General features: G+C 36.8%; 15 protein-coding genes. 11 read left to right on the top strand and 4 right to left on the bottom strand.

The window, feature by feature from the left end; genetic code table 11:
* The first annotated feature begins 17 nt into the window (after positions 1-17).
* From OB_RS13685 to OB_RS13635, 11 genes are all read left to right on the top strand, one after another.
* Positions 18-605: a TetR/AcrR family transcriptional regulator gene (locus tag OB_RS13685; RefSeq protein WP_011067068.1), complete on the top strand. Its 588-nt coding sequence runs from the start codon at positions 18-20 to the stop codon at positions 603-605.
* A 20-nt stretch (positions 606-625) separates the two neighbouring features.
* Complete coding sequence (locus tag OB_RS13680) at positions 626-1,393, top strand: 3-hydroxyacyl-CoA dehydrogenase (RefSeq protein WP_011067067.1); 768 nt, start codon at positions 626-628, stop codon at positions 1,391-1,393.
* A gap of 141 nt (positions 1,394-1,534) precedes the next feature.
* Positions 1,535-2,686: a thiolase family protein gene (locus OB_RS13675; RefSeq protein ID WP_011067066.1), complete on the top strand. Its 1,152-nt coding sequence runs from the start codon at positions 1,535-1,537 to the stop codon at positions 2,684-2,686.
* A gap of 21 nt (positions 2,687-2,707) precedes the next feature.
* Entirely contained in the window at positions 2,708-3,829 is a 1,122-nt protein-coding gene (locus OB_RS13670; RefSeq protein ID WP_011067065.1) for a CaiB/BaiF CoA transferase family protein, read from the top strand.
* 53 nt (positions 3,830-3,882) lie between these two features.
* On the top strand, positions 3,883-5,499 hold the full coding sequence (locus OB_RS13665) for a long-chain fatty acid--CoA ligase (protein ID WP_041544301.1): 1,617 nt from the start codon (positions 3,883-3,885) through the stop codon (positions 5,497-5,499).
* 303 nt (positions 5,500-5,802) lie between these two features.
* Entirely contained in the window at positions 5,803-6,765 is a 963-nt protein-coding gene (locus OB_RS13660) for an NAD(P)H-dependent flavin oxidoreductase (RefSeq protein WP_011067063.1), read from the top strand.
* Positions 6,766-6,789: 24 nt separating this feature from the next.
* Complete coding sequence (locus tag OB_RS13655) at positions 6,790-7,566, top strand: enoyl-CoA hydratase/isomerase family protein (RefSeq protein ID WP_041544574.1); 777 nt, start codon at positions 6,790-6,792, stop codon at positions 7,564-7,566.
* Positions 7,567-7,581: 15 nt separating this feature from the next.
* On the top strand, positions 7,582-8,748 hold the full coding sequence (locus tag OB_RS13650; protein ID WP_011067061.1) for an acyl-CoA dehydrogenase family protein: 1,167 nt from the start codon (positions 7,582-7,584) through the stop codon (positions 8,746-8,748).
* Positions 8,749-8,803: 55 nt separating this feature from the next.
* Complete coding sequence (locus tag OB_RS13645; RefSeq protein ID WP_011067060.1) at positions 8,804-10,396, top strand: long-chain-fatty-acid--CoA ligase; 1,593 nt, start codon at positions 8,804-8,806, stop codon at positions 10,394-10,396.
* A 306-nt stretch (positions 10,397-10,702) separates the two neighbouring features.
* A complete protein-coding gene (locus OB_RS13640) occupies positions 10,703-11,644 on the top strand; it encodes an MBL fold metallo-hydrolase (RefSeq protein WP_011067059.1) in 942 nt (313 codons plus the stop codon).
* An 81-nt stretch (positions 11,645-11,725) separates the two neighbouring features.
* Positions 11,726-12,553 carry an aldo/keto reductase gene (locus OB_RS13635; RefSeq protein WP_011067058.1) on the top strand — a complete coding sequence of 276 codons (828 nt, stop codon included), beginning with the start codon at positions 11,726-11,728 and terminating at the stop codon, positions 12,551-12,553.
* Positions 12,554-12,878: 325 nt separating this feature from the next.
* Here OB_RS13635 and OB_RS13630 read toward each other — a convergent pair whose 3' ends face one another.
* The 4 genes from OB_RS13630 to OB_RS13615 form a co-directional block, all read right to left on the bottom strand.
* Positions 12,879-13,532, bottom strand: a complete 654-nt coding sequence (locus OB_RS13630) for a class F sortase (RefSeq protein WP_011067057.1) — start codon at positions 13,530-13,532, stop codon at positions 12,879-12,881.
* 23 nt (positions 13,533-13,555) lie between these two features.
* Positions 13,556-14,905, bottom strand: a complete 1,350-nt coding sequence (locus tag OB_RS13625) for a hypothetical protein (RefSeq protein ID WP_011067056.1) — start codon at positions 14,903-14,905, stop codon at positions 13,556-13,558.
* A 754-nt stretch (positions 14,906-15,659) separates the two neighbouring features.
* The gene (locus OB_RS13620; protein ID WP_011067055.1) at positions 15,660-16,421 is read right to left on the bottom strand and encodes an anti-sigma factor; all 762 of its coding nucleotides are present in this window, start codon (positions 16,419-16,421) and stop codon (positions 15,660-15,662) included.
* Positions 16,418-16,981 (bottom strand): RNA polymerase sigma factor, encoded by a 564-nt coding sequence (locus OB_RS13615; RefSeq protein ID WP_011067054.1) that lies wholly within the window; start codon positions 16,979-16,981, stop codon positions 16,418-16,420. The genes OB_RS13620 and OB_RS13615 overlap by 4 nt, the downstream gene beginning before the upstream one ends.
* Positions 16,982-17,043: the final 62 nt, after the last annotated feature.

Genomic DNA, 17,043 nt, shown 5'->3' with positions numbered 1-17,043 from the left:
AGAAAAGGAGGGATCTTTTGTCTCTACGTGAAGAGAAAACAGAGAAAAAAAAGAAAGAAATCATACACTCAGCAATGCAAATTATTGCTGAAAAAGGCTACTATCGTACAACTATAGATGATATTGCTTCTAAGCTACTAATCACTAAGGGCACTGTATACTATTATTTTCAGGATAAGCAAGATCTATTATTCCAAAGTCATCAATTACTTCTTCAAAATAGCATCGAAAACTTAAAACATATCCACACGCAACCATTACATCCAAGAGAAAAATTAAAAAATGCAATGATCGCACATATGGACCATCTGTTAGATGATCAATATGGATTTGAACTCATGCATAAACCAGAACAATTCTTTTCACATCAACAATTAGAAATTATTTTACAACTCCATCGAGACTATACTGAATTATTGGATCAATTAATAGTAATAGGTATAGAAGATGGTGTATTTCAAGCATTAGATTCGAAAGTCACACGTAATATTTATTTAGGAGCAATGAATTGGTTAACACAATGGTATGACAATAAGGGTAAGAAAGAAAAGCAAGAAATACTGGATCAAATGGCAGAATACCTATTAAATATATTAGCAAAGTAAGGCAGAAAAGGAGAATGTTTGTGAATATAAATCAAATGACTGCAGTCGTTACAGGTGGTGCTTCCGGTTTAGGAGAAGCAACTGTGAGGAGACTACATAATCAAGGTGGTAAAGTAGCTATTTTTGATTTGAATAAAGAGAATGGAGAACGTCTCGCGACAGAGCTAGGCGATAATGTCGATTATTTTCAAGTTGATGTAACGGATGAAACTAGTGTTCAAAAGGCATTGGATAATGTCATGGAACAAAGTGACGGTATTCATGCAGTTGTTAATTGTGCTGGTATTGCAATCGCAGAAAAAACGATTGGAAAAAAAGGCGTCCATTCATTACAACATTTTTCAAACGTAATAGAAATCAACCTCATCGGTACATTCAATGTAATTCGACTTGCTGCTGAAAAAATGGCATTAAATAGTCCAAACGATGAGGGAGAGCGCGGCGTTATCATTAATACTGCTTCTGTAGCTGCGTTTGAAGGTCAAATTGGACAGGCAGCATACAGTGCTTCAAAAGGAGGCGTTGCGGGAATGACCCTTCCGATTGCCAGAGACTTATCTACACTTGGAATTCGAGTTATGACCATTGCTCCTGGATTATTTTTAACTCCATTATTTGAAAAGTTACCAGATAAAGCAAAAGAAGAATTAGGAAAAATGACACCTTTTCCATCCAGATTAGGGAAGCCTATCGAATATGCAAAACTCGCACAAAGTATTATTGAAAACCCTATGTTAAATGGAGAAGTAATACGATTGGACGGAGCAATTCGAATGCAACCAAAGTAATAAGAAAAGTGATAGCGTCCGAAAATCAACATTAAAATTCACCTTTTTTCAGAGGGTGATTTGACAATGGTTGCAAGTTAAGAGTCAAGTGATAGACATGAATATTTTGGTACTAACCTGATCATTAAAGGAGGAGTTCGTTTGCGTGAAGCAGTAATAGTAGAAGCGGTGCGTACACCAGTCGGGAAGCGAAACGGTTCACTTAGTGAAATTAGAGCAGAGGATTTGGCAGCGATGCCTTTAAAAGAGTTAGTAACTCGTACTGGATTGGATTCAGGATTAATTGAAGATGTCATTATGGGTTGTGTCACCCAAAGTGGTGAACAAGCCTTTGATATAGGCAGGCAAGCTGCTTTAATCGCTGGATATCCGATAGAAGTTCCAGGCACAACAATAGATAGACAATGTGGTTCGAGTCAACAAGCTATTCATTTTGCAGCTCAGGCAATTTTAAGCGGAGACATGGATATAGTTGTTGCTGCTGGAATAGAAAGTATGTCTCGTGTTCCGATGGGGTCAAATCAACAAGGAGTAAAGCTAAGTAAATCATTGACGACGAAATATGAAATTATTAATCAAGGATTGTCGGCAGAAAGAATTGCAAAGCAATGGAATATTTCCCGAGAAGAAATGGATGTATTTGCTTTAGAAAGCCATCAAAAAGCAATTGAAGCCAGAAACAATGGTTATTTTACAGAACAACTTATGTCAGTAGAGATCACAAGAGCTGATGGAACAAAAGTGAGCATTGATTCTGATGAAGGTCCAAGAGAAAATTCCTCAATGGACAAATTAGCTGGATTATCATCGCCGTTTGAAAAGAATGGTAGTGTAACTGCTGGGAATGCGAGTCAAATTAGTGATGGTGCAGCTGCATTATTGATTATGTCCCGAGAAAAGGCACAAGAATTGGGGTTAAAACCACGCTTTCGAATTATAGCTCGTTCTGTAATTGGATCAGATCCAACATTAATGCTAACTGGTCCTGTCTCTGCTACAAAAAAGGTGCTTGAAAAAGCAAATGTAAAGTTAGAAGAAATCGATGTATTTGAAGTGAATGAAGCGTTTGCTTCTGTGCCTTTAATGTGGCTGAAAGAAACGGGAGCGGATCCGAAGAAAATGAATCAAGATGGAGGTGCGATTGCATTAGGGCATCCTCTCGGTGCTAGTGGTGCCCGATTAATGACTACTATGTTGCACACATTGGAAAGAACAGGTGGAAGATATGGTCTTCAAACGATGTGTGAAGGACATGGTATGGCAAACGCCACCATTATCGAAAGATTGGATTAATCGTATAAGAGGAGGAGCATTATGCCGCTTTCCAATATAAGAGTTTTAGATTTAACAAGACTACTACCCGGTCCTTATTGTTCGATGATGCTAGCAGATTTTGGAGCGGAGGTAATCAAGATAGAACAACCGAATGGTGGAGATTATCTACGTAATTTTGATCCTAAATACGGAAACGAAGATAGTGTTCTTTTCCAGTCAATAAATAGAAATAAAAAGAGTGTTTGTCTAGATTTGAAAGATGACGAGGATAGACAGAGCTTTCTAGAATTACTAGCTAGTGCTGATATATTAATAGAATCTTTTCGTCCAGGAGTAATGAAAAATCTTGGTCTTGACTACGACACACTAAAAGAATATCAACCTAGTTTAATTTATTGTTCTTTAACTGGTTATGGCCAGACAGGACCATATAAAGACAAAGCTGGACATGATATTAATTACTTAAGTACGGCAGGTATCCTTCAAATGATGAGTGATAATAAGAAAAAACCCGTATTACCATCTGTTCAAATGGCAGATATAGGAATGGGGGCTTATCCAGCAGTAATCGGAATTTTAATGGCGTATATTCATCGTCAGAATACTGGAGTGGGCCAGTATATTGATGTCTCCATGTTAGATGGGGCGGTTTCCTGGCTCCATATGCTGTTACCTGCAACCTTTCATGGCCAGTCGATGAACCGAGAGAAATCACTGCTTTATGGTGGGTACGCATGTTATCAAATATACGAGACGAAAGATCGCCGCTACTTGTCCATGGGCGGATTAGAAGATAAATTTTGGTCAACGTTTTGTAGAGTTATCGGTAAATATGAGTATGTATCACAATTACATGCTTCACTTGAGATTCAACGAGAAATGATTACCTCTATCCAACATGTCATCAAGAAAAAAACATTAGATGAATGGATGATTTTATTTGATGGGGAAGATGCATGTGTTACAGCATTACAAACCCTAGATGAGCTAGTAGTAGATCCACATGTTGCTTCCCGAGAAATGATTATTGATAAAGGGGGGATGAAACAAATCGGAATACCGATTAAGATGTCTGAAACCCCGGGAGAAATCCGGAGAACTTCGCCAACTCTTGGTGAACATAATGAAGAACTATTAAACCGAGCAAAAAAAATATATTAAGTTTGGATGATGAGTTGTTCTAAAAATTAAAAAATGTAAAGGGGCCGATTGTTATGATGAACACGCAATTAACTCTAGCATCGATGATTAAACACACGGAAAAGTATTTTCCAAAGAAAGAAGTGATATCAAGAACGTTAGCCGGTATACAGACGTTTACATATGAAGAGACAGTTCAACGTATGAAACGCCTTGGTCATGCTTTAGAGTCTCTTGGTATTAAAAAAGGTGATCGAGTAGGTACGTTTGCGTGGAATCACCATCGCCATCTTGAAGCATATTTTGCTGTTCCGAGTATGGGAGCAATATTACACACAATAAATATTAGATTAGCGCCGGAAGATTTAGTTTATATTATCAACCATGCTGAAGATAAAGTGATTCTAGTTGATGAAGATCTATTGCCATTGATTGAAAGAGTTGCGGATCAATTAGCACATGTGGAAGCTTATATCGTTATGACAGACCGAGAAAATCTACCTGAAACTAGTTTGACTTCTGTCTACTCCTATGAATCACTCTTAGAAAGAGCGGATTCAGAATATGAATTTACAACTGAATTAAACGAAGAAGATCCTGCTGGAATTTGTTATACCTCAGGAACAACAGGTAGACCTAAAGGAGTGGTGTATACTCATCGCGGAATTTATTTACACAGTATGGCTTTAGGAATGACAGATACAGTTGGATTATCAGAAACGGATACAACAATGCCAGTTGTCCCAATGTTTCATGTGAATGCTTGGGGTATGCCATTTGCTGCCACTTGGTTTGGAGCAACACAAGTATTACCAGGTCCAATGCCAACACCTCAAGTATTAGCTCAATTAATTGATGAATATAAAGTGACAACCACTGCTGGCGTTCCAACGATATGGCTAGGGCTGTTAAAAGAATTAGAGTCAGGCAATTACTCGATGAAAAGTTTAAGAAACATACTTTGTGGTGGATCTGCTGCTCCAAAGAGTATGATAAAAGCATTCGAAACAAAGTATAATATACCATTTTTACATGCATATGGGATGACAGAAACATCGCCTTTAGTTACGGTCTCCAGATTAAAAAGTTATCAGCATAATATAGATTCGGAAGAACGACTAGAGTTGCGTTCCAAACAAGGTATGGTCGTTCCTGGTATTGAAATTAGAGCGATTAACGAAAATGGAGATGTTACCCGAGATGGGGAAGATATGGGGGAATTGATAATTAGAGGCCCATGGATTGCCGATCAATATTATAAAGATGATCGTAGTGCAGATACATTTCACGATGGTTGGTTGCATACAGGAGATGTTGTCACGATAGATGAAGAAGGGACTATAAAAATTGTCGATCGCACAAAAGATCTTATTAAAAGCGGAGGAGAATGGATTTCCTCTGTTGACTTAGAAAACGCTTTAATGGCACATGAAGATATATTTGAAGCTGCTGTAGTAGCGATACCAGACCCTAAGTGGCAAGAACGTCCGATTGCATGTGTAGTATGTAAAGAAAATGCACAACTGACGAAAGAAGATGTATTGCAATTTTTACAACCTCAATTTGCAAAATTCTGGTTGCCGGATGAAGTTATATTTATGAATGAAATTCCGAAAACATCCGTAGGTAAATTCCTGAAAAAAGCATTGAGAGACCAAGTGAAAGAGACACTATCTATTAAAGATGAGTAAAAAATAATGAGTCAATTTTATAATATGATATTTATGTGAAATCCGAATGGTAGCAAATTTGATTTCCATTACAGACGGACGCTTTCCGCAGGTACGGCTTCAGCTAACTTGAAAAGAAGAACACTTTTCAAGTGGATCTTCAGCTCGTACTATTCCTGCTGAAGTCGCCGTCTTCCATTACAATCAAAGCCAAGGTTTAGCTTTAATTCGAAAAATTTTAACTATTACTCTCACAAATTATTTGTTATAAAGAAAACATTTCAATTATGAAATTGATCTATGTATAAAAAGGAGACTTTAATTATGCAATTAATAGATGTAAAGAATCAAATGACTTTACCAGTAATGATGGCGCCGATGTTTTTAATTTCAAATCCGAATATGGTTATTCGAGGTTGTGAAGCAGGAATTATTGGTACTTTTCCAGCTTTAAATGCTCGTACTACGGATATCTTAGATGAGTGGATGACAGAGATTAATACAACTTTAGAGGAGAAAAGAGCTGAAGATCCCAATAAAAAAATTGCGCCTTGGGGAATTAATTTTATTAGTCATTCATCAAATAAACGGTTTTATGAAGATTTAAAGTTGATAGAAAAACATCAACCTCCAATCGTCATTACGTCGTTAGGTGATCCGTCTCCAGTTGTTTCCATTGTTCATTCGTACGGTGGAATGGTGTTTTCTGATGTAATCGATCTTAAATTTGCCAAGAAAGCTTTAGAAAAGGGAAGCGATGGATTAATACTTGTTGCAAATGGTGCAGGTGGTCATGGTGGGACATTAAATCCGTTTGCTTTTATTCAAGAAGTACGGACGTTCTTTGATGGTCCAATTGCTTTAGCAGGAGCTATTTCGCAAGGTGATCAGGTGTTAGCTTCGCAAATATTAGGGGCTGATTTTGCTTATATTGGGACTCATTTTATCGCAACCGAAGAAAGCGGAGCGAATGAAGAATACCGACAATCAACGATTGAGGCAACCAGCCAAGATATACTCTATACGCCTGCATTTAGCGGGATACCAGCAAACTACTTAATACCAAGTATAGTAAAATCAGGACTTGATCCTAATAAACTACCAAAGAAGGAGAAAATAGATTTTTCTGAGCTTGGTGACCCATCAATAAGAGCATGGAAAGATATTTGGGGTGCTGGTCAAGGTGTAGCAGGAACAACAAAAGTACAGTCAATTCAACAAGTAGTTAATGAACTTCAGCAACAATATGAGCAAGCCAAAAACAAAAACGAAATTGCTATTAAGTAAAAGTAAGGGGTGGAAAAAGTGACAATGACATCTGCGGTTCGTTATCAAAAGGAAAATCAAATAGCTTATATAGCAATGAATCGACCAGAAAAACGAAATGCATTATCGATAGAAATGGCAGAAGAATTAATAGCAGCACTACATCAGGCAGAGAAAGATTCAGAGGTGAAGGTAGTAATTTTAACCGGTGAAGGAAAAGGTTTCTCTGCTGGAGGGGATCTACAAGTACTGCATTCATTAAATAATTCCGCTCAAATTATGAATTATATGAAGAAAGCACTGCAAATTATTCAAACGATGCGGGACTTAGATAAATATGTAATCAGTGCTGTGCATGGATTTGCAGCAGGAGCGGGATTTAGCATTGCAATTGCAGCCGATTTTATAGTAGCAAAGAAAGATGCTAGTTTTGCTTGTAGTTTTACAAATGTAGGTATTATCCCGGATTTAGGTCTTTTAAAAGGTCTTGCTGATAAACTACCAACAGCTGTTGCAAAAGAGTGGATTTCATCCGGAAGGCATATTACTGCACAAGAAGCTTATGAGCGAGGAATAGTAAATCGTGTAGTAGAAGGAGATCTATTAGAAGAAGCGACGGATTTTGCACAATTTATTGTACAAGGTCCGCCATTAGCTAATCAATTTGTTAAGCACATGGTGAATCATGCTAGTGAATACAACCAGGATACGAATGATCTACAAGAATTAGCGGTACAAACCTTACTTTTACAGTCAGAAGATAATAAAGAGGGAATTGCAGCCTTCTTTGAAAAAAGAAAACCTGCTTTTAAAGGGAAGTAAAAGGAGAGGTCCGTAATGAATTTATCTATTTCTTCATCGGAACAGGCAGAACTAGATTTATTAAGACGTAGCGTGGAGACTTTTTGCAAACAGGAGGTCACCCCATATTATACGAACTGGGAAGAACAAGGAATGGTTCCGAGACAATTTTGGAATAAGCTTGGAGAACAAGGATTTTTACTTCCAGAAGTACCAGAAGAATATGGAGGTCTTGGTGCAAGCTTTCTTTATTCGACAACAATAATAGAGTCGTTTTGTCGACAGGGATATAGCTCGATCGCAGCAAATCTATCCGTACATGATACGATACTAGCAAACTATTTCTTGCAATATGGAACCGAAGAACAAAAGAAATATTACTTGCCGAGAATGATTTCAGGTGAATTAGTTGGTGCAATTGCAATGACTGAGCCGGGGGCGGGGAGTGACCTTCAACGGATAAAAACCACAGCCAATTTTGATGAAGGCTTAAATGGCTATGTTTTAAATGGTTCAAAAACATTTATTACGAACGGCCAGCATTGTGACTTTGCAATTGTTGTGGCGAAAACGAAAGTGGATGTAAAACCATCAAAAGGTATATCGCTATTTATCGTTGACGCAAAGAAGAATGGTTTTACTAAAGGAAAAAATCTTGAAAAAATAGGACTACATGCTTGTGATACGTCTGAATTATATTTTGAAGATATTCTTTTAGATGAGTCTGATATTCTTGGAGGAGTAAATCAAGGCTTTTCCGTGTTAATGAACGAATTACCTCGGGAACGGTTGATTGTTGCCAATTGTGCTGTTGCCTCCATGGAAGGCGTACTTACTGACACGGTGAGCTATGTGAAGGAGCGAGAGTTATTCGGAACAACCCTTGATCAATTCCAGCATACGCAATTTACATTGGCTGAATTACAAACCAAAGTACGTGTCCAACGGTCTTTTGCCGATGAATGTACAACAAGGTGTATAGAAGGGAATTTAGACACTGCTACAGCTAGTATGGCAAAACTAAGTTGTACTGAAGTTCAAGGTGAAGTGATTGATCGGTGTCTGCAGTTATTTGGAGGATATGGCTATATGCTAGAGTACCCTATAGCTCGAGCTTATGCGGATGCTCGAGTTCAACGGATTTATGGCGGTACATCGGAAGTGATGAAGCTAATTATTAGTAGAGAATTGTTGTCAAAGTAACTGTTTTTAAGTGAGAAGAATGAAACAAATCTTACTATAAGGGAGTTGTTTGCAAATGCTAGCACCACTAACCCCACTAGATTGGAAACGTAGAGCTATCAAGTATTATCCGGAAAAAATAGCGATAGTTGATGGAGATAAATCATTTACGTATAAAGAATTTGGTCATCGAGTTGATCAATTATCTAAAGGTTTGCTCGAAAAAGGTATTAAAGAAGGTGACCATGTCGCTGTAATGCTTCCAAATACACATTATATGTTGGAGTGCTTTTATGGAATCTGTCAGATTGGAGCAGTCATGGTTCCATTAAACTATCGTCTATCAGCAAAAGATTTAAACTATATTATTAATCATAGTGATGCTAAGTTATTAATTGTTGATGAGGCATTCACTGAGCCTATTGAAGAAATTCAGAATAGTTTGTCCTTGGAAGAGATGATTATCGTAGAAGTTGATGGAGAGAGTACTTCCTTACAAGGTACTCTTTATGAAGCGTTAATACATCATGATAATGATAAGGTCGAATTACCAATAGTAGAAATTGATGAAAATCAGTTAATGACGATTAATTATACAAGTGGTACTACGTCGAATCCAAAGGGGGTTATGCTAACCCATCGTAGTAACTATATAAACGCAGCCAACTTCCTTTATCATATTAATGTTTCTCATGATGATCGCTATTTGCATACATTACCAATGTTTCATGCGAATGGATGGGGAGGAGTGTGGGCAATAACTGCTGCAGGTGGTACGCATGTGTGCTTGCGCAAAGTGGATCCGCCATTAATATTAGATATTTTTGAAGAACAACAGATAACCATGCTTTGCGGGGCACCTACAGTGGTTAATATGCTGGTGAATGAGCCCAAAGCAAAACAATTAAATTTACAATCGAAGCTTAGGATGGCAACCGCAGGATCTCCTCCTGCAGCGGCATTAATCCAAAAAGCACAAGATATTTTAGGATTAGAAATGGTGCATGTTTACGGACTAACAGAAACGTCACCTTTTATCTTATATTGTGAATGGAAACAAGATTTTAATGAGAAATCCTCCGATGAACAAGCAACAATTAAAGCAAGACAGGGAATTGAGCTTGCATTTAATGGTGAAACTACCGTCATTCGTCCTGATGGAGAAGAAGTTCTCTGGAATGGGGAGGAATTAGGAGAGATTGTCACTCGTGGAAATGTAGTGATGCAAGGTTATTATAAAGATGTGGAAAAAACCGATGCGGCCATGAAAGACGGATGGTTCCATACTGGAGATTTAGCTGTCATTCATTCAGATGGTTTTATAGAAATTCGGGATCGAGCAAAGGATTTAATTATTTCCGGTGGAGAGAATATTTCATCTACAGAAGTAGAGGGAGTGCTTTATAAACATCCAGATGTATTAGAAGTAGCCGTAATTGCAATTCCTGATGAAAAGTGGGGAGAAGTACCATTAGCAATCATTGTGCCACAACCACATTCAGCACTGACAGAAGAGGAAGTCATAACCTATTGCCGAGAAAATCTTGCTCACTTTAAATCTCCTAAAAAAGTTGAGTTTGTTGAAGAATTACCAAAGACAGCAACAGGAAAACTGCAAAAATTCCGTTTGCGAGAGTTGTACTGGGAAAGAGCAAAGAGAGTAAATTAATGTAACACTATAAAGTTGATAACTAGAAAAAGAGTTACGAAGTTCGAGTTTATAGATTTTTGTTAAAAGAGGTTGGGAGAGAGTATTTATTCCAAAGATGAATTAGCTTTGAAAAAAGCTTCAGAAATAAACTGCGGTTATGTTAAAGCAAATGGTGAGCCTGCTGAATCGTAGGCTCACCTATGTGTTGCTCTTACAGGAATCTACGTACATTTCTTATGCTTATTCTAGCTACATGCCGCTTTTTGTTTATCCCAACCTCTTCTTCATTCAACAACCAAGAGTTTAGTGAAAGAAGGGATTTGTTTGTTAGATCAGCTTGGAATTAAAAAAGTCACCTTAGATTTACCGTTTCGATTAAATCATGTAAATTGTTTTATTGGTGAAACAGATAATGGTGTGAAAGTGATGGATACAGGGCTACATCGTAACCAAACGGTACAACGGTGGAATGAAGAACTAGAAGGGAAGCGTGTTTCTGATATTATCATTACTCATTATCATCCAGATCATTTTGGCTATGCAGGGGGATTACAACAATTAACCGGAGCAAATGTATGGATGACAGAGACTGATGAGCGTGCAGCATTTTCCTCTTGGGAAAAACCATTTCTGCAACAGTTAAAAGATAATTATAAATTGGCTGGTATTCCGAAAGAAATAGCAACAGAATTAGCAGATAATACATCATCCTTTTACCCTTATGTAACTCCGTATCCAATTGTTCATGATTATTTAAGGGAAGGAGAACAAATTCAGTTTGGTACATATGAATATGAAATTATCTGTACGCCAGGTCATTCAGATGGATTAGTCACTTTGTATAATCCAGAGAAAAATGTCCTTTTATCAACAGATCATATTTTACCAAAGATAACCCCAAATATATCCTATTGGTTTCATGGTGAAGAAAATCCATTAAAAAATTATTTAGCTTCACTAGAAAAAATTAAAAAGTTACAAGTTGAATGGGTAATCCCATCTCACGGTAACCCGTTTTTAGATGCCAATAAACGAATACAAGAGATAAAAAAACACCATGAGGATCGACTATCTTTTCTCTTGGAAGAGATAAAAGTAGAAACTACTGTATATGAAGCAACTGAAAAACTGTTCCCGAAGAAAATGTCAGTTCATGATTCTCGATTTGCAGTTGGTGAGACCATTGCTCACTTAGAATATTTAAGAATAGCAGGAGAATGCAGTAAAGAGTTAACTAATGGGGTATATCAATATAAAACAAACTAAGTTTTCGTGGGACAATATATTTAAGTGAAAAGGGTATTTCATGTATGATGGTACTAACAATGAATGATGGAGGTGCGCTACATGATTAAAGGTTTACAAGATACATTTACGTTAAATAATGGAGTAGAGATGCCTGGATTCGGCTTAGGGGTTTATAAAGTTGAAGATGGATCGGTTGCAGAAGAGTCAGTGAGAATAGCTTTAGAAAACGGATACCGTAGTATTGATACTGCTTCATTCTATGATAATGAAAAAGGCGTAGGTGAGGGTATCAAAAATTCTGGAGTACCTCGTGAAGATATTTTTCTTACTTCTAAGGTATGGAATGATGAGCAAGGATATACTTCGACTAAGCAGGCGTTTCAACGAAGTTTAGATAAATTAGGAACGGATTATTTGGATTTATATTTAATCCATTGGCCGGTGAAGGATACTTTTGTGGAAACATGGAGGGCGATGGAAGAACTTTATCGTGACGGTAAAGTAAAAGCTATCGGTGTAAGTAATTTCCATGTACAACATTTAGAAAAGTTATTTGTGAATGCTGAAGTTATACCGGCAGTAAATCAAGTGGAATTTCATCCGCATTTAACACAAGAAGGATTACGTGCATTTTGTCGGCAACATAATATTCAATTAGAGGCTTGGTCTCCGTTGAAGCGAGGACAATTGCTAGAAGAGGATATTATTCAAACGATAGCTAAAAAATATGGTAAATCTGCAGCACAGGTGATTTTACGTTGGGATGTTCAGCATGAAGTAATCACGATACCTAAATCAATTACAAAAGAAAGAATCATAGCCAATGCAGATATCTTTGACTTTTCTTTAACAGAAGAAGAAATGAACCAGATAGATGCGATGAATCAAAATGATCGTTCCGGTAGTAATCCAGATAGTTTTGATTGATAGGTTTTAATTATCTTGTACGATCACTAATTGAAGCTGATCTTGATCTAAAACCCAAAACAGCTTTAGAAATCTGTGAAAATGGTGAATAGAGCAGCTCTAAAACCCAAAACAGCTTTGGAAATCTGTAAAAATGGTGAATAGAGCGGCTCTAAAACCCAAAACAGCCTTAGAAATCTGTGAAAATGGTGAATAGAGCAGCTCTAAAACCCAAAACAGCTTTGGAAATCTGTAAAAATGGTGAATAGAGCGGCTCTAAAACCCAAAACAGCTTTAGAAATCAGTAAAAATGGTGAATAGAATCGAAAAACATCCTACTTTGTTTTTATTCTATATCTTCTTCAACTAATTCAGTATACACGACTAATCTTTCTGTTCTACCACCAATAGAATGATCGAAAGTTCCAATACAGGTAATTAAATTTAACATCCTTCTAGATGTATAGCCAAATATATCTTCAATTGGTGCATTATCTTTATGAAAGACTTCTGTGTCAACCACTTTAAACGTTAATTTCTTCCCATCTTCTCCAATAACCTCAATTTCATCATCTTTTTTAAGTTTATCAAGGTCAAAAAAGACTCCTGGTCCAGTTTTATCATCGACGTGCCCAGCAATAACTGCACTGCCACGGTTTCCAGGGTTTGTTCCTAAGTCAAACCAACCGGTTTTTGTGAAATCCTCTGGGACAGCCATTTCTCCATTTTCTAATAAACCAACACTTTCAACAGAAGAAGAAACATTGATTGAATCTATATTAATTTCACTAGGAGTTATATTGTATTGTTTATCTTTAATGATAGATGAGGAGGAAGTATCATCCTCATCATCATTTATATCTGTATTATATTCTAATGGTACATACGTATCATTTTCCTGTTGTGAAGAGGAACTGGATCTGTCAGATGAAGATGATTGATTATCTTGGCTACATGCGACTAAAAAAAGTAACATAAAACTGATTATTAGACGAAACATCCAATTCCTCCTTTTAATTTCTATTATTGTTTTGAATATTTTTGGCGAATTGTAAATACGACAATTCCAGCTAAAATAATTGCTCCCATTGTCCACATTAGCGCATTAGTAGATTGAGTTTCAGGTGTTCCTAGTCCAGTGTTTGGCATTTCAGAAGGCATATCCGCAGCAAACATATCAGGATGTTGCATTACGATGCCTGAAGATAGGGATTCAGCTGCACCATACATGTGCCCATATGCTTCCCTTGCTTGACTGTATGCTTCTTCATAATCCCCAGCTACATAGGCATCAAATGCTCCAATTAATTGTTCTACATGCATCTGTAATCCTTCCGCTAAACCGTCAGCTTGAACATTCCCTTCAGTTGCTTCTTCCATAAATCCAGAGAATTCATCTCTATAATTTTCTAGATTATTTAATGCTTCTTCCTTAGCAGCTTCATCTTCTTCAGCTGTTGCATTTACATAATCAACGAAATATCCTATATGTTCTGACCACATTTCTTCAAAAGCTTGCCCTGCTTCGTCACCATATACAGAGCTAATCGCTTTGGATAAATCTTCTGTATTTGAAGTCAGTGCATTGGCAGCAGCATCAAAATCAGGTGCCCCATCTGATCCATTCTGCATAGCAACTACAGCTAGACCAGCATGTTCAGAAAGTAGATGTCCCAAGTCAGCTCGCAAATCTCCAGCAGGCGTAGCCGCTTTTGTATTATCGAAATCCTCTGGGAACTGGTCGGAAATAGCTGTGGATAGGCCTTTGGCTACCATATGCATATGACCAATTGCTTCTCTTTCATGTTTGTAGGCAGTTGCATAATCTTCCTCTATATAACTATCAAATGCTCCAATAAGTTGATTTACGTGCATTTGTAATCCTTCTGCTAGTGAATCAGCTTCAAGACGTTCTCCAGTTGCATCTTCTAAGAATTGAGAAAAGTCTTCACGATATTGTGAGAGTTCATCTAACGCTGCTTGTTTTGCTTCTTCATCATTTTCAGCTGTTGCATTTACATAGTCAACAAAAAATCCTATATGGTCGCTCCACATCTCTTTAAATGCTTCCCCTGCTTCATCACCATATACGGAAGCAATTGCATTGGATAAGTCTTCTGTGTTTCCACTTAAAGCATTAACAGAAGCCTCGAAATCCTCAGATTGATTTGCTCCGTTTCTCATGGTCTCTACAGCTAGATAGGCATGTTCACTCAATAAGTGACCTAAATCTGATCGTAAGTCTACTGCTGCTGTTTGAACTGTAGGCTCCTCACTGTGTTCTCCTTCGTGTGCACCAACAAAATTAGCTGTACCTGAAAAAACTAATGCTGCGCTTAATGGTACGATTGATATTGTTTTTTTCCAATTCATGAAAATCCCTCTCCTTTTTCTTTAGTTACTAAGCTAACGAAAGGAAAGATAGATTGGATCACTTTTTTATAAAAAAATTTAAAAAAGGACTTTCATTTAACCTCTTTTGAAAAAGAAAATCCCTTGCTAGAGTTATAGGGGGAAGCTTTTGTTGTTTCTAAAAAAGTCGCCGATTTTCTATATAAAATCAATGTTAATTTCATAATTGCCAAGTCTCATTAAAAAACGAATGATTAGAAAGAAAACAAATACTAATGCTTAGGTTACAGGAAATTCTTGGCTTTGATTGGAATGGAAGACGGCGACTCCTGGTCAGAACAACGAGCTGAAGATCCACGCAGAAATTGGATTCTTCTTTTTCAAGTAAGTTGAAGCCGTGCCTGTGGAAAGCGCCGTCTGCAATGGAAATCAAACAGCACGGCATTCGGGTTCTAAACCAAATACTTAATTATGAAATTGACTTAAGAATATAAACATTAATGTTCGAATTGTACCAAATATATTAATAATGGTAGTGATTCTATAAACTAAAAATGTAATATAAAACTATTATTCATCTTGGTTTAATGAAATAACTTGACTTTAGTAACAAAAAGGTTAGAGGGATGGACGTAATAATAAGATTTGCTCAAAAGATGATTGATAAATGGATGAATCAGTTTTATCCATTTATCAATTTCAATATATCTTTTAAGTAAATACTTTTGTCCAACAACCTCTAACCTTGAAATAACGATATTATTAAAATGTTATTTTAAAAAGCACTGTGCAAAATAATTTCTCCTTGTGGAGTTTGACTATTTGCATTTGGTTCTTTTGTGATGGCAATAGTGTCGTAATTATAATCTTCTATATTTTCTAAGGAGTGGGTGACAGCACCTGTACCATCTTGATCAACAGTGAAAGTTCCTGCTCGATGTGGTGTTTCTCCTTCTAACACCCAAACTTGATACGTTTCATCACCTGTTAGGTCAGGTAGGTTATCAGCTTGGATCATCAATGTCGGCGTCTCTTTTTGGTCAAGTAAAAATGCTGTAGCATTTGCATTCACATTTTCAGAAGCTTGCATTTGATATTTATTGGCAATTTGGTTTACTGAATCTATTGGCGGGTTAGATTCTTCTGTAGATCCAGCATTAATATAATAGAGTGCTGCACCATTCCCAATCAGTGATAGGGTAAGACCGGCAGCTAATACAGGCTTAAGCCAGGTATTATTCTTCTTTTTTGGCACTTGCACAAGTTTGTCTTTTTTTACTTCCTCTTCAGTATTTTTACTATTATTGATAGAGCTTTCACTATCTAGAACATTTGCCAATACTCTTTGCTTCATATCGGAAGGAACTGGCTCTGGATTGCTATGATAAGGGAGATCATCCATTAGTTCTTGTAGCTCATCTAATTCACTTTTGCATTCTTCGCATTCTTCAAGATGCTGTTCAAAAGATTTTCTTTCTTCTTCGGTTAATTGATGATTAATATAATCGATTAAATTATCGCAAGTAAGCTTTGTCATGATTGAATCCCCCTTTCATTCGTATTTTCCATTTGTTTGTTTAGATGGTTTAGCGCTAATCGTACTCTTCCTTTCACTGTTCCTAAAGGTATATTGCATGCTTCAGATATTTTGGATTGTGATAATCCTTTAAAATAAAATAATTCGATAATTTCTTTTTGTTCATCATTTAAACTCTGCATTGCAGATTTGATTTGTTGTCTTTTTTCATTCCATTCTACATGTTCTTCTGGTGTAGGTTCATTGTCTTCTTTTAAGCTATCTCTTTCTTGGAATTCAACATTGTCTGTCTTTGTTTTTCTAATTAAATCTAAACAAGCGTTCCTCGTAATAGTTAGTAGCCAAGAAGAGAACTTTCCTTTTTCCTTTTTATATGGAAGTTTTTTTGTCCATAACTTTGTAAAAACATCTTGAACAGCCTCTTCTGCGATTGTTTCATTGTTCGTCATTCGAAGAGAAAATGAAAAGAGTAGTTTTTCATAGCGATCATATAATTGCTCTAACGCTTCTTCATCTTTTTCCTGAATACGCCGAAATAGTTGTGTGTCATCTATTCGCATCTGATTCTCCTTTTAGTTGTTTGATTTAAAGATACCATAGAGTAAGGAGGTATATAAAATGT

This window comes from Oceanobacillus iheyensis HTE831 (assembly GCF_000011245.1).
GTDB classification, from domain to species: Bacteria; Bacillota; Bacilli; order Bacillales; family Amphibacillaceae; genus Oceanobacillus; species Oceanobacillus iheyensis.
This window is presented reverse-complemented; position numbering and strand designations above follow the sequence as displayed.

Coding starts and splice junctions, on each gene's coding strand:
- OB_RS13670 (WP_011067065.1), top strand. CDS start 2,708: ATGCCGCTTTCCAATATAAGAGTTTTAGATTTAACAAGACTACTACCC.
- OB_RS13665 (WP_041544301.1), top strand. CDS start 3,883: ATGATGAACACGCAATTAACTCTAGCATCGATGATTAAACACACGGAA.
- OB_RS13660 (WP_011067063.1), top strand. CDS start 5,803: ATGCAATTAATAGATGTAAAGAATCAAATGACTTTACCAGTAATGATG.
- OB_RS13655 (WP_041544574.1), top strand. CDS start 6,790: ATGACATCTGCGGTTCGTTATCAAAAGGAAAATCAAATAGCTTATATA.
- OB_RS13650 (WP_011067061.1), top strand. CDS start 7,582: ATGAATTTATCTATTTCTTCATCGGAACAGGCAGAACTAGATTTATTA.
- OB_RS13645 (WP_011067060.1), top strand. CDS start 8,804: ATGCTAGCACCACTAACCCCACTAGATTGGAAACGTAGAGCTATCAAG.
- OB_RS13635 (WP_011067058.1), top strand. CDS start 11,726: ATGATTAAAGGTTTACAAGATACATTTACGTTAAATAATGGAGTAGAG.
- OB_RS13630 (WP_011067057.1), bottom strand. CDS start 13,532: ATGTTTCGTCTAATAATCAGTTTTATGTTACTTTTTTTAGTCGCATGT.
- OB_RS13625 (WP_011067056.1), bottom strand. CDS start 14,905: ATGAATTGGAAAAAAACAATATCAATCGTACCATTAAGCGCAGCATTA.
- OB_RS13620 (WP_011067055.1), bottom strand. CDS start 16,421: ATGACAAAGCTTACTTGCGATAATTTAATCGATTATATTAATCATCAA.
- OB_RS13615 (WP_011067054.1), bottom strand. CDS start 16,981: ATGCGAATAGATGACACACAACTATTTCGGCGTATTCAGGAAAAAGAT.